General features: G+C 61.4%; 27 protein-coding genes. 8 read left to right on the forward strand and 19 right to left on the reverse strand.

The features are described 5' to 3' along the window. A partial coding sequence (locus BFQ03_RS01340) for a methyl-accepting chemotaxis protein (protein ID WP_065942348.1) occupies window positions 1-1,088 on the forward strand: 1,088 nt, incomplete at its 5' end. Window positions 1,089-1,106: 18 nt separating this feature from the next. After that, a complete protein-coding gene (locus BFQ03_RS01345; RefSeq protein WP_050593448.1) occupies window positions 1,107-2,804 on the forward strand; it encodes a putative bifunctional diguanylate cyclase/phosphodiesterase in 1,698 nt (565 codons plus the stop codon). Here the strand turns inward: BFQ03_RS01345 and BFQ03_RS01350 are convergent. Then, the gene (locus BFQ03_RS01350) at window positions 2,777-3,544 is read right to left on the reverse strand and encodes a substrate-binding periplasmic protein (RefSeq protein ID WP_065942349.1); all 768 of its coding nucleotides are present in this window, start codon (window positions 3,542-3,544) and stop codon (window positions 2,777-2,779) included. The genes BFQ03_RS01345 and BFQ03_RS01350 overlap by 28 nt on opposite strands. A 134-nt stretch (window positions 3,545-3,678) precedes the next feature. Between BFQ03_RS01350 and dnaX the strand changes: the two genes are divergently transcribed. From dnaX to BFQ03_RS01375, 5 genes are all read left to right on the forward strand, one after another. Next, window positions 3,679-5,730, forward strand: a complete 2,052-nt coding sequence (gene dnaX / locus BFQ03_RS01355; protein WP_032863352.1) for a DNA polymerase III subunit gamma/tau — start codon at window positions 3,679-3,681, stop codon at window positions 5,728-5,730. Window positions 5,731-5,796: 66 nt separating this feature from the next. Continuing rightward, on the forward strand, window positions 5,797-6,135 hold the full coding sequence (locus BFQ03_RS01360) for a YbaB/EbfC family nucleoid-associated protein (protein WP_003193199.1): 339 nt from the start codon (window positions 5,797-5,799) through the stop codon (window positions 6,133-6,135). Between the two features lie 139 nt (window positions 6,136-6,274). Further along, on the forward strand, window positions 6,275-7,300 hold the full coding sequence (locus BFQ03_RS01365; RefSeq protein WP_065942350.1) for an NADP-dependent oxidoreductase: 1,026 nt from the start codon (window positions 6,275-6,277) through the stop codon (window positions 7,298-7,300). A gap of 58 nt (window positions 7,301-7,358) precedes the next feature. Beyond that, window positions 7,359-7,961 carry a recombination mediator RecR gene (gene recR / locus BFQ03_RS01370; RefSeq protein ID WP_032863350.1) on the forward strand — a complete coding sequence of 201 codons (603 nt, stop codon included), beginning with the start codon at window positions 7,359-7,361 and terminating at the stop codon, window positions 7,959-7,961. Between the two features lie 130 nt (window positions 7,962-8,091). Then, entirely contained in the window at window positions 8,092-9,240 is a 1,149-nt protein-coding gene (locus tag BFQ03_RS01375) for an acyl-CoA dehydrogenase family protein (RefSeq protein WP_032863349.1), read from the forward strand. Between the two features lie 143 nt (window positions 9,241-9,383). Here the strand turns inward: BFQ03_RS01375 and BFQ03_RS01380 are convergent, their stop codons facing one another. Together BFQ03_RS01380 and fnr are read right to left on the reverse strand one after the other, a co-directional pair. After that, the gene (locus tag BFQ03_RS01380) at window positions 9,384-9,932 is read right to left on the reverse strand and encodes an adenine phosphoribosyltransferase (RefSeq protein WP_032863448.1); all 549 of its coding nucleotides are present in this window, start codon (window positions 9,930-9,932) and stop codon (window positions 9,384-9,386) included. A 90-nt stretch (window positions 9,933-10,022) separates the two neighbouring features. Continuing rightward, window positions 10,023-10,757, reverse strand: a complete 735-nt coding sequence (gene fnr, locus BFQ03_RS01385) for a fumarate/nitrate reduction transcriptional regulator Fnr (RefSeq protein WP_032863348.1) — start codon at window positions 10,755-10,757, stop codon at window positions 10,023-10,025. A 154-nt stretch (window positions 10,758-10,911) separates the two neighbouring features. On the opposite strand from fnr, the gene BFQ03_RS01390 reads away from it, so the two are divergent. Further along, on the forward strand, window positions 10,912-11,382 hold the full coding sequence (locus BFQ03_RS01390; RefSeq protein WP_065942351.1) for a hypothetical protein: 471 nt from the start codon (window positions 10,912-10,914) through the stop codon (window positions 11,380-11,382). 6 nt (window positions 11,383-11,388) lie between these two features. On the opposite strand, the gene hemN is transcribed toward BFQ03_RS01390, so the two are convergent. From hemN to ccoN (BFQ03_RS01470), 16 genes are all read right to left on the reverse strand, one after another. After that, window positions 11,389-12,771 carry an oxygen-independent coproporphyrinogen III oxidase gene (hemN, locus tag BFQ03_RS01395; RefSeq protein ID WP_065942352.1) on the reverse strand — a complete coding sequence of 461 codons (1,383 nt, stop codon included), beginning with the start codon at window positions 12,769-12,771 and terminating at the stop codon, window positions 11,389-11,391. A 102-nt stretch (window positions 12,772-12,873) separates the two neighbouring features. Continuing rightward, complete coding sequence (locus BFQ03_RS01400) at window positions 12,874-13,557, reverse strand: sulfite exporter TauE/SafE family protein (RefSeq protein WP_032863345.1); 684 nt, start codon at window positions 13,555-13,557, stop codon at window positions 12,874-12,876. Continuing rightward, complete coding sequence (gene ccoS, locus BFQ03_RS01405) at window positions 13,550-13,777, reverse strand: cbb3-type cytochrome oxidase assembly protein CcoS (protein WP_032863344.1); 228 nt, start codon at window positions 13,775-13,777, stop codon at window positions 13,550-13,552. The genes BFQ03_RS01400 and ccoS overlap by 8 nt, the downstream gene beginning before the upstream one ends. 22 nt (window positions 13,778-13,799) lie before the next feature. Then, on the reverse strand, window positions 13,800-16,250 hold the full coding sequence (locus BFQ03_RS01410) for a heavy metal translocating P-type ATPase (RefSeq protein WP_065942353.1): 2,451 nt from the start codon (window positions 16,248-16,250) through the stop codon (window positions 13,800-13,802). A 115-nt stretch (window positions 16,251-16,365) separates the two neighbouring features. Continuing rightward, complete coding sequence (locus tag BFQ03_RS01415) at window positions 16,366-16,905, reverse strand: FixH family protein (RefSeq protein ID WP_032863342.1); 540 nt, start codon at window positions 16,903-16,905, stop codon at window positions 16,366-16,368. Between the two features lie 14 nt (window positions 16,906-16,919). Then, window positions 16,920-18,335, reverse strand: coding sequence for a cytochrome c oxidase accessory protein CcoG (gene ccoG / locus BFQ03_RS01420; protein WP_032863341.1), 1,416 nt, complete (start codon window positions 18,333-18,335; stop codon window positions 16,920-16,922). Between the two features lie 207 nt (window positions 18,336-18,542). Further along, window positions 18,543-18,953, reverse strand: coding sequence for a type II toxin-antitoxin system VapC family toxin (locus BFQ03_RS01425; RefSeq protein ID WP_065942354.1), 411 nt, complete (start codon window positions 18,951-18,953; stop codon window positions 18,543-18,545). Continuing rightward, window positions 18,953-19,207 carry a type II toxin-antitoxin system Phd/YefM family antitoxin gene (locus BFQ03_RS01430; RefSeq protein ID WP_029300038.1) on the reverse strand — a complete coding sequence of 85 codons (255 nt, stop codon included), beginning with the start codon at window positions 19,205-19,207 and terminating at the stop codon, window positions 18,953-18,955. Before BFQ03_RS01430 ends, BFQ03_RS01425 begins: the two co-directional genes overlap by 1 nt. Before the next feature lie 155 nt (window positions 19,208-19,362). Beyond that, window positions 19,363-20,337: a cytochrome-c oxidase, cbb3-type subunit III gene (gene ccoP / locus BFQ03_RS01435; protein WP_032863339.1), complete on the reverse strand. Its 975-nt coding sequence runs from the start codon at window positions 20,335-20,337 to the stop codon at window positions 19,363-19,365. After that, window positions 20,334-20,519, reverse strand: a complete 186-nt coding sequence (locus BFQ03_RS01440; RefSeq protein ID WP_003175465.1) for a CcoQ/FixQ family Cbb3-type cytochrome c oxidase assembly chaperone — start codon at window positions 20,517-20,519, stop codon at window positions 20,334-20,336. The genes ccoP (BFQ03_RS01435) and BFQ03_RS01440 overlap by 4 nt, the downstream gene beginning before the upstream one ends. A gap of 5 nt (window positions 20,520-20,524) precedes the next feature. Beyond that, window positions 20,525-21,133: a cytochrome-c oxidase, cbb3-type subunit II gene (gene ccoO, locus BFQ03_RS01445; RefSeq protein WP_029300047.1), complete on the reverse strand. Its 609-nt coding sequence runs from the start codon at window positions 21,131-21,133 to the stop codon at window positions 20,525-20,527. Beyond that, the gene (ccoN, locus tag BFQ03_RS01450) at window positions 21,133-22,575 is read right to left on the reverse strand and encodes a cytochrome-c oxidase, cbb3-type subunit I (RefSeq protein ID WP_032863338.1); all 1,443 of its coding nucleotides are present in this window, start codon (window positions 22,573-22,575) and stop codon (window positions 21,133-21,135) included. Before ccoN (BFQ03_RS01450) ends, ccoO (BFQ03_RS01445) begins: the two co-directional genes overlap by 1 nt. Window positions 22,576-23,120: 545 nt before the next feature. Next, a complete protein-coding gene (gene ccoP, locus BFQ03_RS01455; protein WP_032863337.1) occupies window positions 23,121-24,044 on the reverse strand; it encodes a cytochrome-c oxidase, cbb3-type subunit III in 924 nt (307 codons plus the stop codon). Next, window positions 24,041-24,259 (reverse strand): cbb3-type cytochrome oxidase subunit 3, encoded by a 219-nt coding sequence (locus tag BFQ03_RS01460; RefSeq protein ID WP_032863336.1) that lies wholly within the window; start codon window positions 24,257-24,259, stop codon window positions 24,041-24,043. The genes ccoP (BFQ03_RS01455) and BFQ03_RS01460 overlap by 4 nt, the downstream gene beginning before the upstream one ends. Before the next feature lie 3 nt (window positions 24,260-24,262). Beyond that, window positions 24,263-24,871 (reverse strand): cytochrome-c oxidase, cbb3-type subunit II, encoded by a 609-nt coding sequence (gene ccoO, locus BFQ03_RS01465; RefSeq protein ID WP_029300055.1) that lies wholly within the window; start codon window positions 24,869-24,871, stop codon window positions 24,263-24,265. Window positions 24,872-24,881: 10 nt separating this feature from the next. Further along, window positions 24,882-26,306 carry a cytochrome-c oxidase, cbb3-type subunit I gene (gene ccoN, locus BFQ03_RS01470; protein WP_029300057.1) on the reverse strand — a complete coding sequence of 475 codons (1,425 nt, stop codon included), beginning with the start codon at window positions 26,304-26,306 and terminating at the stop codon, window positions 24,882-24,884. Window positions 26,307-26,362: the final 56 nt, after the last annotated feature.

Below are 26,362 nucleotides of genomic sequence, written 5' to 3' on the forward strand. Positions count from 1 at the left end.
CGGTGGCCGCGAGTGGGGCGGTGCAATGGCTGCCCACGGGGTGGGCGCAGGCATCGACCGCGCTGCTGTTACTCGGGGTGGGTGCCTGGGCGCACCTGCGTCTGGGGCAGCAACTCAAGCAGATTGTCGAGCACACGCCCAATACCTTTTCCGACCCGATCAGCGCCATGACCTACAGCGATGCGCTGGGGCCGGCTGCGCAGTTGGAGATGATCCTGATCAGCGAAGAGGCGCGCTTGAAAACTGCCCTCACGCGCCTCAGTGACCTGGCCACGCAGATGGCTGGGGCGGCGACCGACTCCAGTGCACTGTCGGCGACTACCGAGTCGGCGCTGCTGGAACAGCGCGCCGAAACCGATATGACGGCCGCCGCCATGACCGAAATGGCCGCATCCATCGCCGAAGTGGCGGTGCACGTCCAACAGACCGCCAGCGAAGCCCGTACCGCCAATGACCTGGCTGGACACGGCAGCCAGGTGGTCGGCACCACACGCGAAGCGATTCAACTGCTGGCGGCCACCGTCACCCAGATCAACCAGGCCGTTGGCCACCTGGCCGGCCAGACCCAGGAAATCCGCGTAGCCGCGAGCATGATCCAGGCCATCGCCGACCAGACCAATCTGCTGGCCCTGAATGCCGCCATCGAAGCGGCGCGGGCGGGCGAGCAAGGGCGTGGTTTTGCCGTGGTGGCCGATGAAGTGCGGGCGCTGGCGGGCAAGACCCGGGAGTCGACCGAACAGATCCAGGGCATCATCCAGAACTTGCGCGCCGGCGCCGACGAGGCTGTTGAAATCGCCAGCACCGGCATTCGCGAAGCCGAGCAGGGCGTGCAACAGGTATTGCAAGCGCAACAGGCACTGCTGGGCATTCGCCAGGCAGTGGAGCGCATTACCGGCATGAGTCAGCAAATGGCGGCTGCCTCACAGGAACAATCCCACGTCGCAGAGGATGTTTCACAACAGATCAATAACGTCGCGGCCACGGTGCAAAAGACAGCGGGCAATGCCAACGCTGCAGTCATCCGGGGCCGGGAACTTGAAAGCATCTCTTCCGGGTTGCGTGCCCTGGTCGAGCGGTTCAACCGCTAGCCACCTAGAGCCTCATTCATGGATGAGAAATACCGCAGGGCCGTGGATGCCGCCGCCATTTTCTCCGAGACAGACCTCACCGGCCGCATTACCTACGTCAACGACCAATTTTGCGGCATGTCCGGCTACAGCCGCGACGAGTTGCTGGGGCGCAACCACCGGATCCTCAGTTCCGGGTTGCACCCTGCCGGGTTTTTCCAGGGCATGTGGCGCACGCTCACCGAGGGCAAGGTCTGGCGTGGGGAAATCTGTAACCGCGCCAAGGATGGATCGCTGTATTGGGTCGACAGCACCATGGTGCCGTTGGTCGATGAGCGTACCAAGCAGGTGCAGAAGTACGTGTCGATCCGTTTTGATGTCAGCGAAAAGCGCCAACTGCTGCAAACCTTGCAATGGCGGGTCGGTCACGATGTGCTGACCGGGCTGCCGAACCGGGCTTACCTGTCGGAGTTGCTGGTGCAGTCCCTGGAGTTTTCCCGCAGCGAGCACATCCCCCTGGCGGTGTGCATGCTCGACCTGGATGGCTTCAAGGCGGTCAACGACGGCTATGGCCATGCCTCTGGCGACCTGTTGCTGGTGGAGGTGGCCAGCCGCCTGCGTGACATCATCCGTGGCGAAGATGTGGTCGCCAGGCTGGCGGGTGATGAGTTCGTGCTGATCCTGCGCTATGTGCGCGATACAGATGAACTGAATCGCGCGCTGCGGCGCATCCTCTCGGCGATTTCCGAGCCTTATTCGATCCTCGGCGCGCAGATCAACGTGTTTGCCAGCATTGGCGTGACCTTGTTTCCGCTGGATGACGAGGACGCCGACACCTTGCTGCGCCATGCCGACCAGGCGATGTATGTGGCCAAGCAGAGTGGTCGCAACCGCTATCAACTGTTTGACGTGTCACTGGAGCAGGAGGTCAAGGCCACCCACCAGACCGTGCAGCAGATTCGCCAGGCCCTGGCGGCGGGGGAGTTGTGCCTGCACTTTCATCCCAAGATCAACCTGCGCCATGGTCAGGTCGTGGGGTTTGAGGCACTGCTGCGCTGGCAGCATCCGATACGTGGGTTGGTGTCGCCCAAGGATTTCCTGTCCTTGATCGAGCAGACTGACCTGATCGTCGATGTCGGCGAATGGGTGATGGACCAGGTACTGGCGCAGATGCGTGAGTGGCAAGAGGCTGGGCATTGCTGGCCGGTCAGTGTGAATATCGCGGCCCGGCATTTCCAGCGCGCGGATTTTGTCGAGCGCCTGCAACAACTGTTGGCGCAGCACCCCGAGGTTGCACCGCACATGCTCGACCTGGAGATTGCCGAGTCGGTGGCCATCGACCATATCGAGCGAGTCACCGAGCACCTTGCAGCATGCCAGGCGCTGGGGGTGAGGTTTTCCCTGGATGATTTCGGCACCGGCTATTCCTCCCTCAGCTACCTCAAGCGCCTGCCGACCCAGACCATCAAGATTGACAAGTCGTTTGTGCGCGACATCCTGCATGACAAGGACGATTTGGCCCTGACTCAGGCGGTGATCGGCCTGGCCCGGGCGTTTGGCCGCGAAGTGATCGCCGAGGGCCTGGAAACCCTGGAGCATGGCCAACTGCTGCTGCGCATGGGCTGTGAAGTGGCCCAGGGTTATTATTTCGCCCAGCCCATGCCGGCTGACGAGGTTCCGGCCTGGGCCGCCGGGTTTGATTTGCTCAACTATGGCGCCGGCGAAGAGGGAAGCTGACGTCCGCGGTCGCCGGTATAGAGCTTGATGATTGCGTCAATCTCTCCTGACATCTTCATGCGCAGCAGCGTACGCAAAATTCGTTGGACGGGCAGGGCTGGGTCGTTGCGCACGAAGCAGCCCAGGCTTTGCTCTTCGATCACTGCCACCACGTGTAACCTGCGACCCACCGGCAACTGTTGATTGAAACGCTCCAGGGTCCATTCATTGGTGACCGCGTACTTGAAGCGTCCGGCTACCAGTTTTTGCAGCACCTGCTCTTCGCTGCGGGCGTCGTCGCGTTTGAGTTGGCCTTTGGCGAATAGCGGTTCAAGGGTCGGGTAGCTGTAATTGAGCACCGTGCCGATATTCTGCGCCGCCAACTTGGGCACGCGTACCGACAACGGGGGGATATGGGCACTGACCAGCACATTGCGCTGCACCAGCAAGGGGATGCTCCACACATGATCGCCTGACAGGTCATTGAGCCACGCTTGTGCGACGTAGCAGCGCACATCGATCTCACCGCGCTCCATGGCCGGGGCGATGCGGGCCCGGGCCAGGACCTGGAACTGCGCTGGATGGCCGACCTGGGTCGCCAGGCTCAACATCAGGTCATACAAAATGCCCTGGGTCGGCTGGTCGTCCTCGATCTGCACCAAGGGCATGGCCCAACTGTCGGAAATCGAGAAGCGCAGCGGTGCAGGTGCCGCCAGGCTCAGTGTGGTTATCATCCATAAAGCGCCCAGGACTACGCGCATAAACTCTCCGGGATCAGCCCTTTGCAGGGCATGCCACTACCAGCTTAGTCAGATTAGGCGAGCGTGCCGGATGCAATTTCCCCCCTGCTCCGCTAGCATTACCGGCTTCCGCTTCCCAGTTGCGACGGTTTTCGATGAGTTATCAGGTTCTTGCACGTAAATGGCGTCCGCGCTCGTTCCGCGAAATGGTCGGCCAGACCCATGTGCTCAAGGCTCTGATCAATGCCTTGGACAGCCAGCGGCTGCACCACGCCTACCTGTTCACTGGCACCCGCGGGGTGGGCAAGACCACTATTGCGCGGATCATCGCCAAGTGCCTGAACTGTGAGACTGGCATCACGTCGACCCCCTGCGGCACTTGTTCGGTGTGCCGGGAGATCGACGAAGGGCGCTTTGTCGACCTGATCGAGATCGATGCCGCGAGCCGCACCAAGGTCGAGGACACCCGTGAACTGCTGGATAACGTGCAGTACGCGCCTAGCCGTGGCCGCTTCAAGGTCTACCTGATCGACGAAGTGCACATGCTCTCCAGCCATTCCTTCAACGCCCTGTTGAAGACCCTGGAGGAGCCGCCGCCCTACGTGAAGTTCATCCTGGCCACCACCGACCCGCAGAAACTTCCTGCAACGATTTTGTCGCGGTGCCTGCAGTTCTCCCTGAAGAACATGACCCCCGAGCGGGTGGTCGAGCATTTGACGCATGTGCTGGGTGTCGAGAACGTGCCGTTCGAAGACGACGCCCTGTGGCTGCTGGGTCGCGCGGCCGATGGCTCGATGCGTGATGCCATGAGCCTGACCGACCAGGCGATTGCCTTCGGTGAAGGCAAGGTCATGGCCGCCGACGTGCGGGCCATGCTCGGCACCCTCGATCACGGGCAGGTCTTTGATGTGCTGCATGCGCTGATCGAAGGCGATGCCAAGGCGCTGCTCGAAGCCGTGCGCCATTTGTCGGAGCAGGGCCCGGACTGGAATGGCGTGCTGTCGGAAATTCTCAATGTGCTGCACCGCGTCGCTATCGCCCAGGCCCTGCCGGAAGGCGTCGATAACGGCCACGGTGACCGCGATCGCGTGTTGGCCCTGGCGCAGGCGTTGCCGGCCGAAGATGTGCAGTTCTACTACCAGATGGGCCTGATCGGTCGACGTGACTTGCCATTGGCGCCAGACCCGCGCGGTGGCTTTGAAATGGTCATGTTGCGCATGTTGGCGTTCCGCCCGGCGGATACCGCCGACGCGCCGAGACAGCCGCTAAAGCCAGTGGGGATCAGCCAGGCCACAGTTGATTCCGCCAAACCAGTGGCTGGCGCAGCGGTTGCTGCACCAGTGGTCGCGCCGACGCCTGTCGCACCGGAGCCGAAGCCGGTCGTCGCACAGCCTGTGGCGCCCGTGGAGGTAGCTGCGCCGGTTGCCGAGCCTGCGCCCGCGCCTGTGGTCGACCTGCCCTGGAATGAGCCGGTAGAGGCGGTGGTCGAGCAGCAGCCGGCAGTCGAGCCCGTGCTGGAAACCGCTGGCGAACAGCCCGAACTCACGCCAATGCCGACGCCAACTCCCGACAGCGTGGTGCCCGATGCGCCGGAATGGGTCGCCGCGCCCGTGCCTGAGCCGACCTTCGCCGAAGTGGATGCCGCCACGCCGGGCATTGACCTGGACGACGAGCCACCGCTGGACGAAGACTACATCGAGCCGGACATGGATTCGGCCTACAGCTACCTGGACGATCTCGCCAGCGAGCACACCGCCGAGCCTGCGCCCGAGCCCGAGGCGGAACCCGCCGCGATGCCGGCCACGGGCCTGGCCCTGCAATGGCTGGAGCTGTTCCCGAAATTGCCGATCTCCGGCATGACCGGCAGCATCGCCGCCAACTGCACCTTGATCGCCGTCGATGGCGATCACTGGCTGTTGCACCTGGACCCGGCCCACAGTGCCCTGTTCAACGCGACCCAGCAGCGCCGGCTCAACGATGCCCTGAACCAGTTCCACGAACGCACCCTGACGGTGACCATCGAGCTGATCAAGCCCGAGCAGGAAACCCCGGCCCAGGCTGCGACCCGTCGCCGTCTCAACCGTCAGCGCGAGGCCGAGGAGTCGATCCAGGCCGATCCGCTCATCCAGCAGATGATGGAGCAGTTTGGCGCGGTGGTGCGACACGATACTATTGAGCCCGTCGAAGCCCAGGCAGCACAGGGCTGATAATTGAAGGCGCCGTGCCCCAAGGCTCGGCGCCGTATTGATCCACGTACTTTTGAGGTGATTCCCATGATGAAAGGTGGCATGGCCGGCCTGATGAAGCAGGCGCAGCAGATGCAGGAAAAAATGGCCAAGATGCAGGAAGAACTGGCCAACGCCGAAGTCACCGGTAAAGCCGGTGGCGATATGGTCAGCGTGGTGATGACCGGTCGTCACGACATCAAGCGCGTGAGCATCGACCCAAGCGTATTGCCGGGCGTGGGTGAAGACGACCTGGAAATGCTCGAAGCCCTGTTCGCCGCGGCCGTCAACGACGCTGTGCGCAAGATCGAAGCCAACAGCCAGGACAAAATGTCCGGTGTGACCGCAGGCATGCAACTGCCTCCGGGCATGAAGCTGCCGTTCTGATCGGTGACATGCAATAAAAAATGCCAGGCCTCGTGCCTGGCATTTTTGTTTGTGTCGGTCAAAATCGAACGTCAGTATTGCAACAGCTGTCTGCACCCTATACCGCTGAATTCAATCACCGATAAAAGGAGCCTTGCTGATGACTCAAGCCATGACCCTTAACCAGCGCATCGTCCTGGTATCCCGCCCGCAAGGGGCGCCCGTACCGGAGAACTTCCGCCTGGAACGTGTGGCGCTGCCAGACCTGGCAGACGGCCAGGTCCTGCTCAAGACCCTGTTCCTGTCCCTGGATCCCTACATGCGTGGGCGTATGAGTGACGCGCCGTCCTACGCCGCTCCAGTGGAAATCGGCGAGGTAATGACCGGCGGCGCTGTCAGCCGTATCGAACAGTCGCGCAACCCCAAGTTTGAAGTGGGTGACCTGGTGGTCGGTGCCACCGGCTGGCAAAGCCATAGCATCAGTGACGGTCGCAACCTGATGCCGGTGCCCAAGGGGTTGCCGAGCCCGTCCATGGCCCTTGGCGTGTTGGGCATGCCCGGTATGACGGCCTACATGGGATTGATGGATATCGGCCAGCCCAAGGCCGGGGAAACCCTGGTCGTGGCGGCGGCCTCCGGTGCGGTGGGCTCGGTGGTCGGTCAGGTGGCCAAGCTCAAGGGCCTGCGGGTGGTGGGCGTTGCGGGCGGCGCGGACAAGTGCCGCTATGTGGTGGATGAGCTGGGTTTTGACGCCTGTATCGACCACAAGAGCGCGGACTTTACCAATGAACTGGCCCTGGCCTGTTTCAAAGGGGTGGATATTTATTACGAAAACGTCGGCGGCAAGGTCTTCGACGCCGTGCTGCCCTTGCTCAATGCCAAGGCACGGATTCCCCTGTGCGGCCTGATTGCCGGTTACAACGCCCATGAAGCCCCCACCGGACCCGATCGGTTGCCGGCGCTGCAACGCACCCTGCTGACCAAGCGCGTGCGCATCCAGGGCTTTATCGTGTTCGACGACTATGGCGATCGACACCCCGAATTTATCAGCGCCATGGCGCCGTGGGTGCGTGACGGCAAGGTCAAGTTCCGCGAAGACATGGTCGAGGGTCTGGAGCAGGCGCCCGAAGCCTTTATCGGCTTGCTGGAAGGGCGCAACTTCGGCAAGTTGGTCGTGCGTATTTGACGCTTATCCGAGGCGCGGGTATAAACCGCGTCTCGTTGTTTTGTCGGACCTTTGCCCCATGAGCTTCAGCCCCCTGATTCGTCAACTGATCGATGCCCTGCGCACCTTGCCGGGCGTGGGCCAGAAAACTGCCCAGCGCATGGCGCTGCAACTGCTGGAGCGTGACCGCAGCGGCGGCTCCCGCCTGGCCCAGGCACTGAGCCAGGCCATGGACGGCGTGGGGCATTGCCGCCAGTGCCGCACCCTGACCGAAGAAGAACTGTGCCCGCAATGCGCCGACCCCCGTCGCGACGACACGCTGCTGTGCGTGGTCGAAGGGCCGATGGACGTGTACGCGGTGGAGCAGACCGGCTATCGCGGGCGCTATTTTGTGCTCAAGGGCCACCTCTCGCCCCTCGACGGCCTGGGGCCGGAGGCGATTGGTATCCCGCAACTGGTCGCGCGCATTGAAGAGCAGGGCACCTTCAGCGAAGTGATCCTGGCCACCAACCCGACGGTGGAAGGCGAAGCCACGGCGCATTACATCGCACAACTGCTAAGCAACAAAGGCCTGGTCACTTCGCGCATCGCCCACGGTGTGCCGTTGGGTGGCGAGCTGGAGCTGGTGGACGGCGGCACGCTGGCGCACTCGTTTGCCGGGCGTAAACCTATCGCCCTCTAACACCGACCACAAATTCCCAGATATGAATGAGCTTATGTGGGGGATTTTTGGTGGGGTCGAAAATTTTGTGTCGCTTGATAACCAAGCAAGCGCTTGGTAAGTTCGCTCCACCTCTCCGTGGAGCTTGCCGATGTCTGCCTATCAGGAATACTTCGATCCCAGCCACCAATTGGTCCGCGACAGCGTGCGCCGTTTTGTCGAGCGCGAGATGCTGCCGGGCGTCGAGCAATGGGAGGAAGCCGAGCTCTTCCCCCGCGAGTTGTACCTCAAGGCCGGCGCGGCGGGGATTCTCGGGATCGGCTACCCCGAAGCGCTGGGCGGTAGCCACGAAGGCGATCTGTTCGCCAAGGTCGCCGCCAGCGAAGAGTTGATGCGCTGTGGCTCCGGCGGCGTGGTGGCCGGGCTGGGCTCGCTGGATATCGGCCTGCCGCCCATCGTCAAATGGGCGCGTCCCGAAGTGCGCGAGCGCGTGGCGCCGCAAGTCTTGTCCGGCGAGAAGATCATGGCCCTGGCCGTCACCGAGCCCGGTGGCGGTTCCGATGTCGCCAGCCTGCAAACCCGTGCCGTGCGTGATGGCGATTGTTATCGGGTCAGTGGCAGCAAAACCTTTATCACCAGTGGCGCGCGTGCCGACTATTACACCGTCGCCGTGCGTACTGGTGGGCCAGGGTTTGCCGGCATCAGTCTGCTGTTGATCGAGAAGGACACGCCTGGCTTCACCGTTGGTCAGCCGTTGAAGAAGATGGGCTGGTGGGCGTCGGACACTGCCGAGTTGTTCTTCGATGATTGCCAGGTGCCCGTAGGCAATCTGATTGGTGCCGAAAACATGGGTTTTGCCTGCATCATGGGCAACTTCCAGAGCGAGCGCCTGGCTTTGGCATTGATGGCCAATATGACCGCGCAGATGGCCTTGGAGGAGAGCTTGAAGTGGGCCGCCCAGCGCGAGGCCTTTGGCAAGCCGATCGGCAAGTTCCAGGTGCTCAAGCATCGCCTGGCGGAGATGGCCACGGCGGTCGAGGTTTCCCGGGAGTTCACTTATCGCCAGGCGGCGAAGATGGCGGCTGGCAAGAGTGTGATCAAGGAGATTTCCATGGCCAAGAACCTCGCCACGGACACCGCCGACCGCGTGACGTATGACGCGGTGCAGATTCTTGGAGGGCTGGGTTATATGCGCGGCAGTCTGGTGGAGCGGCTGTACCGGGACAATCGGATCTTGTCGATTGGTGGCGGCACTCGGGAGGTGATGAACGAGATCATCAGTAAGCAGATGGGTTTGTGATTGATGGTGTTCTAAGGGGCCTTATCGCGAGCAAGTCGAATCGTCGCACCGCCGCTCCCACATTCGATCGATTTCCAACATAGGAATGCGGTCGAATGTGGGAGCGGGCTTGCTCGCGAAGAGGCCCGCCAAGACACCACAAATCAGCGCTCAGTCAACCCAAACTGCGTCAAACAAAACGTCGGAACCCCCATATCCTCCAACCGCTGCGAGCCACCCAGTTCCGGCAGGTCAATAATCGCCGCCGCTTCGAAAATCCGCGCACCCATACGCCGTGCCAGGTTGGCCGCAGCAATCAAGGTGCCACCTGTGGCAATCAGATCATCGAACATCAACACTGAATCCCCTTCACACAGGCTGTCGGCGTGCACCTCAAGAAAGGCCTCGCCGTATTCGGTCTGGTAACCCTCGGACAATACGTCTGCCGGCAGCTTGCCTTGCTTGCGGAACAGGATCAGCGGCTTGTTCAGTTGGTAGGCGATGATCGAACCGATTAGAAAACCACGGGCATCCATCGCGCCGATGTGCGTGAACTCGGCTTCGACGTAGCGATGGATAAAGGTGTCGGCCACCAGGCGCATGGCCTTGGGCGATTGGAACAGCGGCGTGATATCACGAAAGATCACCCCAGGCTTGGGGAAGTCGATGACGGGGCGAATCAGGGATTTGATGTCGAATGAGTCGAAGGCCATCATCGGGAGTCCTGGGGGCAAAGACTCGTCAGTATACCTGCGGCCCAACCGGTTGGCTTGGCCGCAAGTGTCGCATCCCTTGTACGGCGATCAGCCGTCGAGGGAGCCGCCGGCCAGTGCACACAGCTGGATCGGGTCGAGGATGTGGACTTCCTTGCCCTCGGCGGCGATCAGTTCGTTTTGCTGGAAGCGGGTGAATACCCGGGACACGGTTTCCACCGCCAGGCCCAGGTAATTGCCGATTTCGTTGCGCGACATGCTCAGGCGGAACTGGTTGGCCGAAAAGCCACGGGCGCGGAAACGTGCGGACAAGTTGACCAGGAACGTGGCAATCCGTTCGTCGGCGGTTTTCTTCGATAACAGCAGCATCATTTGCTGGTCGTCGCGGATTTCCCGGCTCATCACGCGCATCAATTGGCGGCGCAACTGCGGCAATTGCAGGGCCAGCTCATCCAGGCGCTCGAATGGAATCTCGCACACCGACGTGGTTTCCAGGGCCTGGGCCGACACCGGGTGAATCTCAGTGTCCATGCCCGACAGGCCAACCAGCTCGCTGGGCAGGTGGAAGCCGGTGATCTGCTCTTCGCCGCTATCGCTCAGGCTGAACGTCTTCAAGGCGCCCGAGCGTACTGCATAGACGGAATCGAACTTGTCGCCCTGGCGAAACAGAAATTCGCCTTTCTTCAGTGGGCGACCACGTTTAACGATTTCGTCCAGCGCATCCATGTCTTCCAGATTCAGCGAAAGTGGCAAGCAGAGGGGCGCCAGGCTGCAATCCTTGCAGTGAGCCTGGCTATGAGCGCGCAGTTTGACTGGCTCGGACATTTCTTAAATCCTTGTGGGAAAACACACATAAGACGTAAGGGTACCGCACTGAGGGACTATCAGGCCAGCCTGTACAAAAAACCGGCAGGGGTATAAAGAATTTTACACAGCGGCCGATGGACTGCTATCGACCAAGAGCTTGGAGGCTCAAGATATGCTTTCCATCGACGGCAATCTCCCGTCCCGCACCACGGTGCCGACTCTGCTTGAGCCGAAAAAAACCAGCACCGTCAGCGAGGCGGGCGAGACCGCAGCGCTGAGTGAAACCAAGCCTGCCGAAGGTGTGAGCGTGACCTTTTCCGGTGCTTCGTTGAGGGCGGCCAACGCCGAGAAAACGGCCAACAACGATATCGAAGAAAGCGGCCTGGACGAAAACGTGCAGAAGCTGCTGAAAATGATTCGCCAGTTGAAGCAGCAGATCGCGGAAAAGATGGCTGAGATGACGGCGATCATGGCCGACAAGCGCCTGAGCCCCGACCAGGCCCAGGCGAAACTGGGCGCCGTGCAAGCGGCGTTAGGCAGCCTGCAAGCCGCATTGACCTCCGCCTATGCGTCCTTGAACGAAGTAATGAAGAACTTGAGTGCCGAGGACGCGGTGAAAGCGGCCTCGTTGATCGCCAAGTAACCTGCTTCAGATCACCCGTGAAAATCGCTGCCTGTTCTGCTGTTGCAGATAGGCATCGAACACCATGCACACCGAGCGCACCAACAGGCGCCCAGCGGGCAATACACGAATCCCCTCGGCGTCGAGTGCGATCAGGCCATCGTTGGCCATCACTTGCAGTTGCGGCCAGACTTCGGCGAAGTAACCGCGAAAATCCACGGTGAACGCCTGCTCGATGTGCTCGAAGTCCAGGCGCAAGTTACAGATCAACTGCTGGATCACTGCCCGGCGCAGACGGTCATCGGCTGTGCAGAGCAGGCCGCGACTGGTGGCCAGTTGTGCGCCGGCCAAGGCGTTCTGGTAGTGATTCAGGTCGCTGCTGTTCTGGCAGTACAAATCCCCAATCTGACTGATGGCCGAGACTCCCAGCCCGATCAAATCACAATGGCCGTGGGTGGTGTAGCCCTGGAAATTACGCTGCAGGGTCGATTCTTCCTGGGCGATGGCCAACTCGTCGTCGGGTAGGGCGAAATGGTCCATACCGATGTAGTTGTAACCGGCTGCGGTCAGTTGCTCGATGGTGTTGTGCAGCATCTGCAATTTGTCGGCAGGGGCCGGCAGGTCGTCGCTGTTGATCCGTCGTTGGGGCAGGAAGCGCTCCGGCAGATGGGCGTAGTTGAACACTGACAGGCGATCAGGCTGCAGGCTGATGACCTCGGCCACGGTGTGGGCGAAATGCTCTGGTGTCTGCTTGGGCAGGCCGTAGATCAAGTCGATATTGATCGAACGAAACTGCAGGGTGCGCGCCGCATCGATCACCGCGCGGGTCTCTTCCAGGCTTTGCAGGCGATTGACTGCGCGCTGCACTTCGGGATCGAGGTCCTGCACGCCGATGCTTACGCGATTGAAGCCCAGTTCGCGCAGCAGGCCCATGGTGGCCCAGTCGGCCTCCCGGGGGTCGATCTCGATGCCGTAGTCGCCAGAGTCGTCATCCTGCAAGTTGAAGTGGCGGCGCAGTTGGGCCATCAGTTGGCGCAGTTCGTCGTGGCTGAGAAAGGTCGGTGTGCCGCCACCCAGGTGCAGTTGCTGCACTTGCTGGTTGGGGTCCAGGTGGCAGGCCACCAGTTGGATTTCCTGTTCCAGGCGTTGCAGGTAGGCCTGGGCGCGACCGCGGTCCTTGGTGATGACTTTGTTGCAGGCGCAGTAGTAGCAAATATTCGCGCAGAACGGCACGTGCACATACAGCGACAGCGGGCGTACGGCTTTGCGGCTGTCGCGCAGGGCGTGCAGCAGGTCGAAGGTGCCGACCTGGCTGTTGAACTGCGCGGCGGTGGGGTAGGAGGTATAGCGCGGCCCCGCCAGGTCGTAGCGATGAATCAGATCTGTGTCCCAACGAATGGCGTCGAGCATGCGGGCGTTCCCCGGAATGGCTAGTGGGCCGAGTCTAGGGGCATGGCTGGGCGGTCATCTTGATTTGTATCAACGGGGAGCGGCGCTATGCCACATGGCCTTTTAGTGGCCCATCAGCCAGTGCTGGTGTGGGCCGGGCAGTGTCCAGATGCCGAACAGGATCACCAGCAGGCCGCCGGCCATGCGCACACTGCGCTTGCGCAAGAGCGCGGTGATGCGTTCGGCGGCGAGCCCGGTGGCCAGTAATACCGGCCAGGTGCCGAGGCCGAAAGCCAGCATCAACAGCCCGCTATCCAGTGCGTTGCCCTGGCTGGCCGCCCAGAGCAGCGTGCTGTAGACCAACCCGCACGGCAACCAGCCCCAGAGCGCGCCCAGCAGCAAGGCGCGCGGCAGGCTCGACACCGGCAGCAAACGGTTGGCAACCGGCTGGATATGGCGCCACAGGCCGCGCCCGAGGCTTTCGATGCGGGTCAGGCCGCTCCACCAGCCGGCCAGGTACAGGCCCATGCTGATCAACAGCAGGCCGGCGAGGATGCGCATGAACATCGCGGCCGGGCTGTTGGCCACTGCCCAGCCGGCCAGGCCAATCAGCACGCCGGCCGTGGCGTAGCTGAGGATACGCCCCAGGTTGTAGGCCAGCAGCAGGCGAAAGCGCCGGCTGCGCTGCTCCGCAGGGATCGCCAGGGTCAGCGCGCCCATCAGGCCGCCGCACATGCCCAGGCAATGACCGCCGCCCAGCAGGCCGAGGATCAGTGCGGAAACCAGCAGCGGCGCTAGCTCAAGCATGGGGTGGCGCCGGTTCGTCAGGCTTGCTCGGTGGCTGCGGATGGCTGCTGGCTTCGTCGACGGCGGCCAGGTGCTTGGGGTCCTGGTCATCGAACAGCACGCTGTGGGCCGGCCCGTCGAGGTCGTCATACTGGCCGCTGTCCACCGCCCAGAAGAAGATGTAGATGGCGATGGCGACGATCAGCAGTGCTGCTGGAATCATTACGTAAAGAGCTGGCATCGCTACTCCATGCCCGTGCGGCTCAAGCCGGCAGCGGACGGGGCTGAGGGGTGGCGCTCGCGGCGCTGGCGCGCGGCAGGCGAGTCAGGCGCAGGGCGTTGAGCACCACAGTCAACGAACTGAGGGACATGCCGATCGCCGCCCAGATCGGCGTGATCCAGCCAAGGGCGGCGAACGGCAACATCAGGCCATTGTATAGCCCGGCCCACAGCAGGTTTTCAATGATTACGCGGCGCGTGCGCCGTGCCAGGCTGAAGGCTTGTACCAAGGCATCGAGGCGGTTGGACAGCAGTACCGCATCGGCGCTGGTTTTCGCCAGATCAGTGGCCGAGCCCATGGCCACGCTGATATCGGCGGCGGCCAGTACCGGCACATCGTTGACCCCGTCGCCGAGCATCAACACCTTGCGGCCTTCCTTGTGCAACTGTTGCAGCACTTGCAGCTTGTCATCCGGGCGCAGGCCACCACGGGCTTCGTCGATGCCCAACTCGGCGGCGACGCTGGCGACCATCGGTGAGCTATCCCCCGACAGCAGCAAGGTACGCCAGCCCCGTGCCTTGCATGCGGCCAGCAGCGCCGGTGCATCACTGCGCAGGCGATCATCGAGGACAAACCAGGCCAGGGCGCCGTTGGTGTCGCCCAGCAGCAGCCATTGGCCAGCGTCTTGCGGCGAGTCGGGAATTGCGCAGCCGCTCAGTTCGCAGACAAAGGCCGGCTGGCCGATACGCAGCAGGCGCTCGCCAACCCGGCCTTCCAAGCCCAGGCCAGGCGTGCTCAGCACTTCGTCGGCGGCCATCGGCGCACGGCCGAAGGCCCGGGCAATCGGGTGTTCGGAGCGGTTTTCGAGGGCGGCGGCCAGGGCCAGGGCGAGGTCGCTGCTCATGCTGCCCAGCGGCCGAATGGCGCGCAGGGCCAGGCGGCCTTCGGTCAGGGTGCCGGTCTTGTCGAAAATCACCGTGTCGATCTGATTCAGGCCTTCCAGCACATGGCCGCGGGTCAGTAGCAGGCCGAGTTTGTGCAGGGTGCCGGTGGCGGCAGTCAACGCGGTGGGGGTCGCCAGGGACAGGGCGCACGGGCAGGTCGCCACCAGCATCGCCAGGACAATCCAGAATGCCCGTGACGAATCCAGTTCCCACCACAGCAGGCCGATCACGGCGGCAGCGATCAATGAGCACAGGAGGAACCATTGCGCAGCGCGGTCGGCGATTTCGGCCAGGCGTGGCTTTTCTGCCTGGGCCCGCTCCAGCAGGCGCACGATGGCCGATAAACGGGTGTCATGGCCCAGGGCGCGCACCTCAACGGTCAACGCGCCTTCGACGTTGAGGGTGCCAGCGGTGACGCTATCGCCGGCTTGTCGTGGTTGTGGCAGATATTCGCCGGTGAGCAGGGATTCATCGATGCTCGACTGGCCATCCAGGATCACGCCATCGGCCGGCAGGATCGCGCCTGGATGCACCAGCACCTGATCGCCCAGGGCCAGTTCGGTGAGCAGGATGCGTTCGCTATGGCCATCGCTTTTCAGGCGCAGGCACGAGGCCGGCAGCAGGTTGACCAACTGGGCGGTGGCCGCAGCGGTGCGCTCGCGGGCCCGGCGCTCCAGGTAGCGTCCGGCCAGCAGGAACAGGGCGAACATGCCCACGGCATCGAAATACAGCTCGCCGACCCCGGTGATGGCGGTCCAGATCCCCGCCAGGTAAGCGCCGCCGATGGCCAGCGAAACCGAGACATCCATGGTCAAGTGACGGGTGCGCAGGTCACGCATGGCGCCCTTGAAAAACGGTGCGCAGCTGTAGAACACGATCGGTGTCGTCAGAAACAGCGCGACCCAGCGCAGGATCACATGCAGTTCGGGGCTGAGGTCGATATTGAATTCCGGCCAGGTGGCCATCGTCGCCATCATCGCCTGGAACCACAACAGACCGGCAACGCCGAGCTGGCGCAGGGCCAGGCGGTTTTCGCTGGCCAACTGTTCAGCGGCACGGTCGGCTTGATAAGGGTGGGCGGCGTAGCCGATCTGGCGCAGCTCGCTGAGCACTTGGCTCAACGGCAATTGCGCGTCGGCCCAGCGTACATGCAGGCGATGGTTGGATAGGTTCAGCCGCGCCTCGGCCACGGCCGGCAGGCTGCGCAGATGTTTCTCGATCAGCCAGCCACAGGCGGCGCAGCTGATGCCTTCCATCAACAGGGTAGCTTCGGCCAGGTCGCCGTCGTGGCGCACGAAAGGTTTTTGCACATCGGCTCGGTCGTACAGAGCCAGTTCGTCGACCAGTTGCACGGGTAAGGCCTCGGGGTTGGCCGAGGCCTCGCTGCGGTGCTGGTAATAGCTCTCCAGGCCACCTGCGACAATCGCCTCGGCCACCGCCTGGCAACCCGGGCAGCAGAGCTCCCGGGGCTCGCCGAGGATCACCGCGGTGAAGCGGCTGCCGGGCGGGACGGGGAGGGCGCAGTGGTAGCAGGGGATTGGGGTGGTCATGGCTTTGGATCTGTGTGGGCGGGGAGGGCCTCATCGCCGGCAAGCCGACTCCTACAAGGTTATCGCACACTCCCTGTAGGAGCCGGCTTGCCGGCGATGCGCGAAGCGCAGGCTTTCAGTTCTTCAGGTCTTCGGCACCCTGCAACGGCTCGTCACCCAACTTCAGGTCGGTGCCGTGGCTGACTTCTTCCTCTTCAAACATGCGCCAGGTCCTGTCGCCTTCCACCCCCAGCAGTTCGACGAAGCGCCGGCCTTCGACCTTGTCGGTGACCTGGCCGATATACCGACCCGGCTCGCTCTCGCTACGGGTGAGCATGACCTTGCGGTCTTTCTCCGGCTGGGTCGGCGAAATCAGGTTCAGTTCCAGCGTGGCCGGCCCGCTGTTGCCGGTGAGGTGCAACTCGACTTCGCCGGTCAGCTCATCCAGATGCATGGTGGCGCGCATTTGCAGGGTCTGGGCCAGCAATTCGCGGTCCAGGGAGCGGTTGATGCCTTTGCCGGCCTCGTAGTAGTTGTCGTTGACCAGGTTGTCCGGGTTGTTCACCGCGATGGTCACCATGGACAAGGTCAGCGTCACCGAACAGGCCAGGATGGCAATGATGATCCAGGGCCAGAGGTGCTTGTACCAGGGGCTTGCGGCAGTTGCTACGGGCATTGTTCTGTTCTCTTTCAACGAATTTGTGGGCCGATGAACCGGCTCTTGGCTTCAACGTGGACGCTGTCATCGTCCGCATCCTTGAGGATGAATTTCACCTCGTTGGTGGTCGATGGCATTTGTTCCGGCGCGCTCGACAGTTCCACCGGCATGGTGAAGATTTCCCCGGCGGCGACCTTGATCTCGCGCTTGCCTTGCAGCTTGAGGTCCGGCAGGCCCGTGGCGTCTAGCACGTAGGTGTGGTCGCGCTGGTCCTTGTTCATGATCTTCAGGCTGTAGACGTTCTCGATCCGCCCTTCGGCGTTTTCGCGGTACAGCACGCGGTCCTTGCTGACGTCGAAACCCACCAGCGAGCGCATGAAGAATGCGGTGGCCAGCAGGCTGATCATCGCCAGCAGCACCAGCGCATAGCCGATCAGGCGCGGGCGCAGTTTGTGGGTCTTTTGCCCCGACAGGTTATGTTCGGTGGTGTAGCTGATCAAGCCGCGCGGGTATTCCATCTTGTCCATGATGGTGTCGCAGGCGTCGATGCAGGCGGCGCAGCCAATGCACTCGATTTGCAGGCCGTCACGAATGTCGATACCGGTGGGGCAGACCTGCACGCACATCGTACAGTCAATGCAATCCCCCAGGCCCTGGGCCTTGTAGTCGACACCTTTCTTGCGTGGGCCACGCACTTCGCCACGACGCGGGTCGTAGGACACGATCAGGGTGTCCTTGTCGAACATCACACTCTGGAAGCGCGCATACGGGCACATGTAGATACACACTTGCTCGCGCAGCCAGCCGGCATTGCCATAAGTGGCGAGGGTGAAGAAACCGACCCAGAAGTACGACCAGCCATCGGCCTGGCCGGTGAAGAACTCGAACACCAGTTCGCGGATCGGCGAGAAGTAGCCGACAAAGGTCATGCCGGTGACAAAACCGATCAGCAGCCACAGCGTGTGCTTGCTGAGTTTACGCAGGAACTTGTTGGCGCTCATCGGCGCCTTGTCCAGCTTGATGCGCTGGTTGCGGTCGCCCTCGGTGACCTTTTCGCACCACATGTAGATCCAGGTCCACACACTTTGCGGGCAGGTATAACCACACCAGATACGCCCGGCGTACACCGTGATAAAGAACAGGCCGAAGGCCGAGATGATCAGGATGCCTGACAGCAGGATGAAGTCCTGGGGCCAGAATGTCGCACCGAAGATAAAGAATTTGCGCTCTGGCAGGTTCCACCAGACCGCCTGGTGTCCGCCCCAGTTCAGCCACACCGTACCGAAGTACAACAGGAACAGGCCGGCACCGCCGAGCATCCGCAGATTGCGGAACAGCCCGGTAAAGGCACGGGTGTAGATTTTCTCTCGCGAGGCGTAGAGATCAACGGTGTTGCTGGTTTTTTTGGCAGGCGGGGTAACGTCATGTACCGGAATCTGGTTGCTCATCATTGCATCCCACGGCAGTGGAGATTTGCCTCGGCCAGTACGTGCCAGCCGGGGTCAAAATAGGGGTGTTGCAGTGGCGTAATGATACGCCTGTAGTACCGATGAACGGGTGCGACCTTTGGTCGCGTTGGGGGAAATCAATTGATGGTGTACGTGACTTGAATCAATTGACAGGTTGAGTATGGACGGTTTTTCAGGGCCCGAAGGTCATTCGTCCCATGGATTGATCAGTGTCACACCGCTGCTTTGGAAGTCGGCGACATTGCGGGTGACCACGGTCAGGCCGTGAACCAGAGCGGTTGCGGCGATCAGCGCATCACCTTCGTTGGCACGATCCGGTACATGCAGGCTGGCGCAGCGCAATGCCACGGCAGCGTCAATCGGCAGGATCCTGGCATCGAAGGCCGGCATGACGTGGCGTTTGAGCCAGGTGCGCAAGACCTTGCCCTGCACGGGGTCGCGGCGCTCCATTCGCAGCACCCCAGTCTCCAACTCCTTCAAGGTGATCGCCGAAATGTACATGCGCGGCGCAGCGATAGTTTTGGCCCACGCGACCACATTTTTGTCGGCCTGGGGTTTGCGTAACTCGGAGATGACATTGGTGTCGAGCAGATACATCAAGAGAGGTCCACGGGTCGATGAATAATCACGGCGCGCTCGGTTTCAAATTCGATATCCGCCGCTTCTGGCATCACCAACAGATCAACAATGTCGGCGTTGATACCTGTCAGTTTTTGGTAGTCCTCAATACTTAGCAGTACATGGGCAGGCTTGCCTCGGTCGGTGATAAAAACCGGTCCTTGGCGCGCGGCTTTTTTGGCACCGCTTGTGTCTTGGTTGAATTCGCGACTGGAGATGGTCGTAATTGTCATGGGGCGCCTCCCAGTGGATGGGTGAATGTAGTTACGTTACTACGTCGCAGTGAAAAGCTACAAGCTTCAAGCTACAAGCGGTCGATGTGTTTCTCCAGAAAGAAAAAAGCCCCGCCAGCATGCGCTGTACGGGGCTTTTTCTTGCGGCTTGCCGCTTACTTCTGCTCTTGCTGCTCTTTGTGCGACAGGCTGTAAACATACGCCGCCAGCAAGTGCACCTTGTCATTACCCTGCAACTGCTCTTGTGCAGGCATCTGGCCCTGGCGGCCGTAACGGATGGTCTGCTGCAGTTGGGCGAAGCTCGAACCGTAGATGAACGCGCCCGGGTGGGTCAGGTCAGGCGCGCCCATCGCTGGGGTGCCTTTGCCGGTCGGGCCGTGGCACGCCACGCAGTTGGCGGCGAACAGTTTCTCGCCGTTGGCCACGTCGGCCTTGGCGCCTTCCGGCAGCTTGCGGCCATCGAGGTTGGTCAGCACGAAACCGGCGACGTCGGCCACGCCTTGTTCACCGATCACTTCAGCCCAGCCCGGCATGACCGCGTGACGGCCAGCCATGATGGTGGCCTTGATGGTTTCCGGTTCGCCGCCCCAGCGCCAGTCGGCGTCGGTCAGGTTGGGGAAGCCATAGGCACCCTTGGCGTCGGAACCATGGCACACCGAGCAGTTGGAGGCGAACAGGCGGCCACCCATCTTCAGGGCTTGCGGATCCTTGGCCACTTCTTCAATGGGCATGGCGGCAAACTTGGCGAAGATCGGCCCGAACTTGGCGTCCGAGCGGGCCATTTCCTTTTCCCACTCGTGCACGCCGGTCCAGCCGCTCTGGCCGTTGGCGAACGGGGTTTGCTTCTCGTTGTCGAGGTAGGCATAACCCGGCAGCAGGCCTTTCCAGTTGCCAAGGCCCGGGTACAGCACCAGGTAGCCCAAGGCGAAGATGATGGTGCCGACGAACAGCATGAACCACCACTTTGGCAGCGGGTTGTCGTATTCCTCGATGCCATCGAACGAGTGGCCAACCGTCTCGTCCGTTTGTTCGGCGCGCTGGCCCTTGCGGGTCGACAGCAGCAGCCAGGTCAGGGCAAAAATGGTACCCAGACTGAGGACTGTGACGTACAGACTCCAGAACGTAGTCATTCTTTGTTACTCCTAGAAGCTTGCTCGACGTGCTTGATGGCTTCGGGATCATCCGCAAAAGGCAGCAAGGTCGCGTCTTCAAACTCTGACTTGCGCTTGGGGCTGAACACCCACAACGCCAGGCCGATAAAGGCCACCATCACGACAACGGTGCCCAGGCCTCGAATCATCCCGATATCCATTCAGATCACCGTTTGCTTTTGATGATGGTGCCCAGGCCTTGCAGGTAGGCCACCAGCGCGTCCATTTCGGTCTTGCCCTTTACAGCTGCCTGGGCACCGGCGATGTCTTCGTCGGTGTAAGGCACGCCGAGGGTGCGCAAGACTTCCATTTTCTTGGCAGTGTCTTTGCCGTCGAGCTTGTTTTCCACGAGGAACGGGTACGCCGGCATTTTCGACTCGGGCACCACGTTGCGCGGGTTGTACAAGTGCGCACGCTGCCAGTCATCGGAGTAACGACCACCCACGCGGGCCAGGTCCGGGCCGGTACGTTTGGAACCCCACAGGAACGGGTGGTCCCACACGCTTTCACCGGCAACCGAGTAGTGGCCATAGCGTTCGGTTTCGGCACGGAACGGACGGATCATCTGCGAGTGGCAGCCGACACAGCCGTTGGCGATGTAGACGTCGCGGCCTTCCAGTTCAAGGGCGGTGCGCGGCTTCATGCCTTCGACCGGCTTGTTGGTCACGTCCTGGAAAAACAGCGGAACGATCTGGGTCAGGCCGCCGATACTCACGGCGATGACCATGAAGAAGGCCAGCAGGCCGATATTCTTCTCGACTACTTCATGCTTCATCAGTGAGCTCCCACGACAGCGATCTTGGCGGCGGCTTCAGCGGCTACAGGGTCCGCGGCACGCACGGTGCGCCAGACGTTGTAGGCCATGAACAGCATGCCGCTGGCAAAGAACGCACCACCAAGGGCGCGCACGATGAAACCAGGATGGCTGGCTTGCAGCGCTTCGACGAAGGAGTAGGTGAGGGTGCCGTCATCGTTGATTGCACGCCACATCAGGCCCTGGGTGATGCCGTTGACCCACATCGAGGCGATGTAGAGCACGGTACCGATGGTGGCCAGCCAGAAGTGCGTATTGATCAGGCTGGTGCTGTGCATCTGCGCACGGCCATAGAGCTTGGGAATCATGTGGTACAGCGCGCCGATGGAGATCATCGCGACCCAGCCCAGAGCGCCGGCATGTACGTGGCCGATGGTCCAGTCGGTGTAGTGGGACAGCGAGTTGACGGTCTTGATCGCCATCATCGGGCCTTCGAAGGTCGACATGCCGTAGAACGCCAGCGATACCACCAAAAAGCGCAGGATCGGGTCGGTGCGCAGCTTATGCCAGGCGCCCGAGAGGGTCATCATGCCGTTGATCATGCCGCCCCAGCTTGGAGCCAGCAGGATGATCGACATGGCCATGCCCAGGGACTGTGCCCAGTCCGGCAGTGCGGTGTAGTGCAGGTGGTGAGGACCGGCCCAGATATACAGGGTGATCAGCGCCCAGAAGTGCACGATGGACAGGCGATAGGAGTAGATCGGACGCTCGGCCTGTTTTGGCACGAAGTAGTACATCATCCCCAGGAAGCCGGTGGTCAGGAAGAACCCTACGGCGTTGTGGCCGTACCACCACTGGATCATCGCATCGGTCGCACCGGCGTAGGCCGAGTAGGACTTGAAGAAACTCACCGGCAGGGACGCGTGGTTGACGATGTGCAGCATCGCGGTCACCACGATGAACGCACCGTAGAACCAGTTACCGACGTAGATGTGCTTGGTCTTGCGCTTGACGATGGTGCCAAAGAACACGATGCCGTAGGTCACCCAGACGATCGCCAGAAGGATGGCAAGGGGCCATTCCAATTCCGCGTATTCCTTGGTGGTGGTGAAGCCCATTGGCAGGGTGATGATGGCGCCGACGATGACTGCTTGCCAGCCCCAGAAGGTGAAGGCGGCGAGGCCGTCGGAAATCAGTCGCGTCTGGCAGGTTCGCTGCACGACATAGTAGGAAGTGGCAAACAGTGCACATCCGCCGAAGGCGAAGATCACAAGGTTGGTGTGCAGTGGGCGTAGGCGTCCAAACGTCGTCCATGGCAGGTCGAAGTTCAACTCCGGCCAGACCAGTTGCGAGGCGATGAAGACACCGAGCCCCATGCCAAGGATCCCCCAGACCACCGTCATGATGGCGAACTGGCGGACTACCTTATAGTTATAAGCAGTCGGACTGATTGCTGTGCTCATTCTAAGGTTCCACGGTTTAGGTGTTTTATTAGGATAAAAATCGGCCGCAAGTATGGACAATGCGAAGTGCCATTGCAACGTAACGCTGACCTGCGTCAATGCGTTTCAAGCCAGATTCTGCGCCCTTTCCCTGTTTGGTGTAAGGACAAAATCAAAAATGAAAAGCTGACGGGTTGGACAGGAATTTTGAGGGGGCGCAGGTACTTGCAACGCGATGTGTAGGGACACGCTGCCAAGGTGACGAATGGTCGGTGGCGCGATAGCCGGTAACTGTCAGCCCTTGCGCCTGTCACCCTGCTGGAATGTCTGACTCATCGCGTGCAAGTTAAGCTGCGACCGATCAACGCCGGCCCACTGTCGAAACAAGCGTAGACCCGAATGGCGAGAGGGGAAAGGTGTGCTTTAGAAGGGTGTGACAATAGGGCGCAGGGCGCAGCGGTTAGTAGCAAGCTGCAAGCGGCAAGTTTGGAGCGGGGAGGGGGAGGGCTGAAAAGGCTGCAAGAGCCGAGTTGAGAACTCTTCTCTTGCAGCGTGTAGCTTAAAGCTTACTTCTGCTCTTTCTGCGACAGACTGTAGACGTAGGCGGCCAGCAAGTGGACCTTGTCGTTGCCTTGCAGTGCTTCCTGCGCCGGCATCTGGCCTTGACGGCCGTGGCGGATGGTTTGTTGCAACTGCGCAAGGCTGGTGCCGTAGATGAAGCCGGCAGGTTGCGTCAGGTTTGGCGCGCCCATGGCTTCAACACCGTGGCCCTCTGGGCCATGACATGCCACGCAAGTGGTGTCGTATGCTTGCTTGCCAGCGGCCAGGTCGACCTTGCTGTCAGCCGGCAGCGGCAATTTGGCCAGGTCGTGACGTACATAAGCGGCGACGTTTTTTACACCGTCTTCGCCCAGCACTTCACCCCAGGCCGGCATCGCTGCGTGGCGACCGTTCATGATGGTCAGCTTGATTGCATCAGCCGAACCACCCCAGCGCCAGTTGTCGTCCGCCAGGTTCGGGAAGCCGTAGGCGCCCTTGGCGTCGGAGCCATGGCACACCGCGCAGTTGGAGGCAAACAGGCGACCGCCCATTTTCAACGCTTGCGGGTCCTTGGCCACTTCTTCCACGGGCATGGCTGCGAATTTGGCGAAGATCGGCCCGAACTTGGCGTCGGCCTTGGCCATTTCCTTGTCCCATTCCTTGTTCTGGGTCCAGCCGTCTTCATAGCCCGGCAATACGCCTTTCCAGTTGCCCAGGCCCGGGTAGAGGATCAGATAGCCGACGGCAAACACCAGGGTGCCGGCGAACAACAGGAACCACCATTGCGGCAGGGGATTGTCATATTCCTCAATCCCGTCGAAGGCGTGGCCCATGGTCTGGTCGACGCTGCCCTTGGTCTCGCCCTTGCGGGTGCCGAACAGCAGCCAGGTCAGGCCGATCAGGCTGCCCAGGGTCAGTACACAGATCCATGTACTCCAAAAGGTAGTCATGGCCGAATGCTCCTTGTTACAGGCTCTTCTTGAGCGTCGGATGGGGTGCCAATGGCGTCAGGCTTAGGCTCATCGGCAAATGGCAGCAGGCAGGCTTCGGCGAACTCCGGGTTGCGCTTGGCGTTGAACACCCACAGCGACAGGCCGATGAAGGCAATCGCCACCACCAGCGTGCCGAGTCCGCGGATCATTCCGGTATCCAGTTCAAAACCCATGGGTCACCTCTTGCTCTTGATTGCAGTGCCGAGCACTTGCAGGTAGGAGACCAGAGCGTCCATTTCGGTCTTGCCCTTGAGGCTGTCCACGGCCGCGGTGATGTCCGCGTCGGTGTACGGCACGCCGAGGGTACGCATGACCTTGAGCTTGGTTTCGGTGTGGCTGCTGTCGACCTGGGCCGTCACCAGCCATGGGTAGGCCGGCATCTTCGACTCAGGCACGACGTTGCGCGGGTTGTACAAGTGCGCGCGGTGCCAGTCGTCGGAGTAGCGAGCGCCGACCCGGGCCAGGTCGGGACCGGTACGCTTGGAGCCCCAGAGGAACGGGTGGTCCCATACGCTTTCGCCGGCAACCGAGTAGTGGCCGTAGCGTTCGGTTTCGGCGCGGAACGGCCGGATCATTTGCGAGTGGCACTGTACGCAGCCTTCGCGGATGTAGATGTCACGGCCTTCCAGTTGCAGCGCGGTATAGGGCTTCATGCCTTCGACCGGCTTGTTGGTCACGTCCTGGAAGAACAGCGGGACGATCTGCGTCAGGCCGCCGATACTCACGGCCAGCACCATCAGCAGCATCAGCAGGCCGACGTTCTTTTCAATCGTTTCGTGTTTCATCATCGACTCCTCAGGCCATCTGCGCCGCAGCGGCTACTTCGGCAGGTTGTGCCGAACGCACGGTGCGCCAAGTGTTGTAAGCCATCAGGAACATGCCGCTGAGGAAGATCGCACCGCCCACCAACCGCACGATGAAGCCTGGGTGGCTGGCCACCAGGGTTTCGACGAAGGAGTAGGTCAAGGTGCCGTCTTCGTTGACCGCACGCCACATCAGGCCCTGGGCAATGCCGTTGACCCACATCGAAGCGATGTAGAGCACGGTGCCGATGGTGGCCAGCCAGAAGTGCGCGTTGATCAGGCCGAGGCTGTACATCTGCTCGCGACCGAAGACTTTCGGGATCATGTGATACAGCGCGCCGATGGAGATCATCGCCACCCAACCGAGGGCGCCGGCGTGTACGTGGCCGATGGTCCAGTCGGTGTAGTGGGACAGGGCGTTGACCGTCTTGATCGCCATCATCGGACCTTCAAAGGTCGACATGCCGTAGAACGCCAGCGATACCACGAGGAAGCGCAGGATCGGGTCGCTGCGCAGCTTATGCCAGGCGCCCGAGAGGGTCATCATGCCGTTGATCATGCCGCCCCAGCTGGGTGCCAGCAGGACCAGCGACATCACCATGCCCAGGGACTGTGCCCAGTCCGGCAGCGCGGTGTAGTGCAGGTGGTGAGGACCGGCCCAGATGTACAGGGTGATCAATGCCCAGAAGTGCACGATGGACAAGCGATAGGAGTAAACCGGACGCTCGGCCTGTTTCGGCACGAAGTAATACATCATCCCCAGGAAGCCCGCGGTCAGGAAGAAACCTACGGCGTTGTGGCCATACCACCACTGCACCATGGCATCCGTCGCACCACCGTAGAGGGAGTAGGACTTGGTCAGGCTGACCGGGATTTCCAGGTTGTTGACGATATGCAGGATCGCCACGGTGATGATGAAGGCACCGAAGAACCAGTTACCGACGTAGATGTGCTTGGTGTTGCGCTTGGCCACGGTGCCGAAGAACACGATGGCGTAGGCGACCCAGACGATGGTGATCAGGATGTCGATCGGCCATTCCAGCTCGGCGTATTCCTTGGAACTGGTGTAGCCCAGTGGCAAGCTGATTGCTGCCAGCAGGATCACCAATTGCCAGCCCCAGAAGCAGAACGCGGCGACTTTGGGCGCGAACAACTGGGTCTGGCAGGTGCGTTGCACCGCGTAGAAGGAGCTGGCAAACAGCGCACAGCCACCAAACGCGAAAATCACCGCGTTGGTGTGCAGTGGGCGCAATCGACCGAAACTGGTCCAAGGCAGGTTGAAGTTGAGTTCGGGCCATACCAACTGGGCGGCGAGAAAAACCCCGAGCCCCATGCCGACGATGCCCCACACCACCGTCATAATGGCGAATTGGCGGACCACCTTGTAGTTATAGGCGGTACTTAAAGTAGTGTTCATGGTTCCCCATCCACGGTTCAACCCAAGCAGATGCGGCACTTGGGCTGGAGTTATAG

This window comes from Pseudomonas sp. 25 R 14 (genome assembly GCF_900004755.1).
GTDB lineage: Bacteria > Pseudomonadota > Gammaproteobacteria > Pseudomonadales > Pseudomonadaceae > Aquipseudomonas > Aquipseudomonas brenneri.

Bases quoted from the DNA above. Each gene is read 5' to 3' on its own strand.
- ccoN (WP_029300057.1), bottom strand. From the start codon at position 26,306: ATGAACACTACTTTAAGTACCGCCTATAACTACAAGGTGGTCCGCCAA.
- BFQ03_RS01460 (WP_032863336.1), bottom strand. From the start codon at position 24,259: ATGGGTTTTGAACTGGATACCGGAATGATCCGCGGACTCGGCACGCTG.
- recR (WP_032863350.1), top strand. From the start codon at position 7,359: ATGAGCTTCAGCCCCCTGATTCGTCAACTGATCGATGCCCTGCGCACC.
- BFQ03_RS01390 (WP_065942351.1), top strand. From the start codon at position 10,912: ATGCTTTCCATCGACGGCAATCTCCCGTCCCGCACCACGGTGCCGACT.
- BFQ03_RS01360 (WP_003193199.1), top strand. From the start codon at position 5,797: ATGATGAAAGGTGGCATGGCCGGCCTGATGAAGCAGGCGCAGCAGATG.
- dnaX (WP_032863352.1), top strand. From the start codon at position 3,679: ATGAGTTATCAGGTTCTTGCACGTAAATGGCGTCCGCGCTCGTTCCGC.
- BFQ03_RS01375 (WP_032863349.1), top strand. From the start codon at position 8,092: ATGTCTGCCTATCAGGAATACTTCGATCCCAGCCACCAATTGGTCCGC.
- BFQ03_RS01425 (WP_065942354.1), bottom strand. From the start codon at position 18,953: ATGTATCTGCTCGACACCAATGTCATCTCCGAGTTACGCAAACCCCAG.
- BFQ03_RS01350 (WP_065942349.1), bottom strand. From the start codon at position 3,544: ATGCGCGTAGTCCTGGGCGCTTTATGGATGATAACCACACTGAGCCTG.
- BFQ03_RS01440 (WP_003175465.1), bottom strand. From the start codon at position 20,519: ATGGATATCGGGATGATTCGAGGCCTGGGCACCGTTGTCGTGATGGTG.
- ccoO (WP_029300047.1), bottom strand. From the start codon at position 21,133: ATGAAGCATGAAGTAGTCGAGAAGAATATCGGCCTGCTGGCCTTCTTC.
- hemN (WP_065942352.1), bottom strand. From the start codon at position 12,771: ATGCTCGACGCCATTCGTTGGGACACAGATCTGATTCATCGCTACGAC.
- BFQ03_RS01415 (WP_032863342.1), bottom strand. From the start codon at position 16,905: ATGCCCGTAGCAACTGCCGCAAGCCCCTGGTACAAGCACCTCTGGCCC.
- ccoN (WP_032863338.1), bottom strand. From the start codon at position 22,575: ATGAGCACAGCAATCAGTCCGACTGCTTATAACTATAAGGTAGTCCGC.
- ccoG (WP_032863341.1), bottom strand. From the start codon at position 18,335: ATGAGCAACCAGATTCCGGTACATGACGTTACCCCGCCTGCCAAAAAA.
- BFQ03_RS01430 (WP_029300038.1), bottom strand. From the start codon at position 19,207: ATGACAATTACGACCATCTCCAGTCGCGAATTCAACCAAGACACAAGC.
- BFQ03_RS01345 (WP_050593448.1), top strand. From the start codon at position 1,107: ATGGATGAGAAATACCGCAGGGCCGTGGATGCCGCCGCCATTTTCTCC.
- BFQ03_RS01410 (WP_065942353.1), bottom strand. From the start codon at position 16,250: ATGACCACCCCAATCCCCTGCTACCACTGCGCCCTCCCCGTCCCGCCC.
- BFQ03_RS01365 (WP_065942350.1), top strand. From the start codon at position 6,275: ATGACTCAAGCCATGACCCTTAACCAGCGCATCGTCCTGGTATCCCGC.
- BFQ03_RS01380 (WP_032863448.1), bottom strand. From the start codon at position 9,932: ATGGCCTTCGACTCATTCGACATCAAATCCCTGATTCGCCCCGTCATC.
- fnr (WP_032863348.1), bottom strand. From the start codon at position 10,757: ATGTCCGAGCCAGTCAAACTGCGCGCTCATAGCCAGGCTCACTGCAAG.
- ccoP (WP_032863339.1), bottom strand. From the start codon at position 20,337: ATGACTACGTTCTGGAGTCTGTACGTCACAGTCCTCAGTCTGGGTACC.
- BFQ03_RS01400 (WP_032863345.1), bottom strand. From the start codon at position 13,557: ATGCTTGAGCTAGCGCCGCTGCTGGTTTCCGCACTGATCCTCGGCCTG.
- ccoS (WP_032863344.1), bottom strand. From the start codon at position 13,777: ATGCCAGCTCTTTACGTAATGATTCCAGCAGCACTGCTGATCGTCGCC.
- ccoO (WP_029300055.1), bottom strand. From the start codon at position 24,871: ATGAAACACGAAACGATTGAAAAGAACGTCGGCCTGCTGATGCTGCTG.
- ccoP (WP_032863337.1), bottom strand. From the start codon at position 24,044: ATGACTACCTTTTGGAGTACATGGATCTGTGTACTGACCCTGGGCAGC.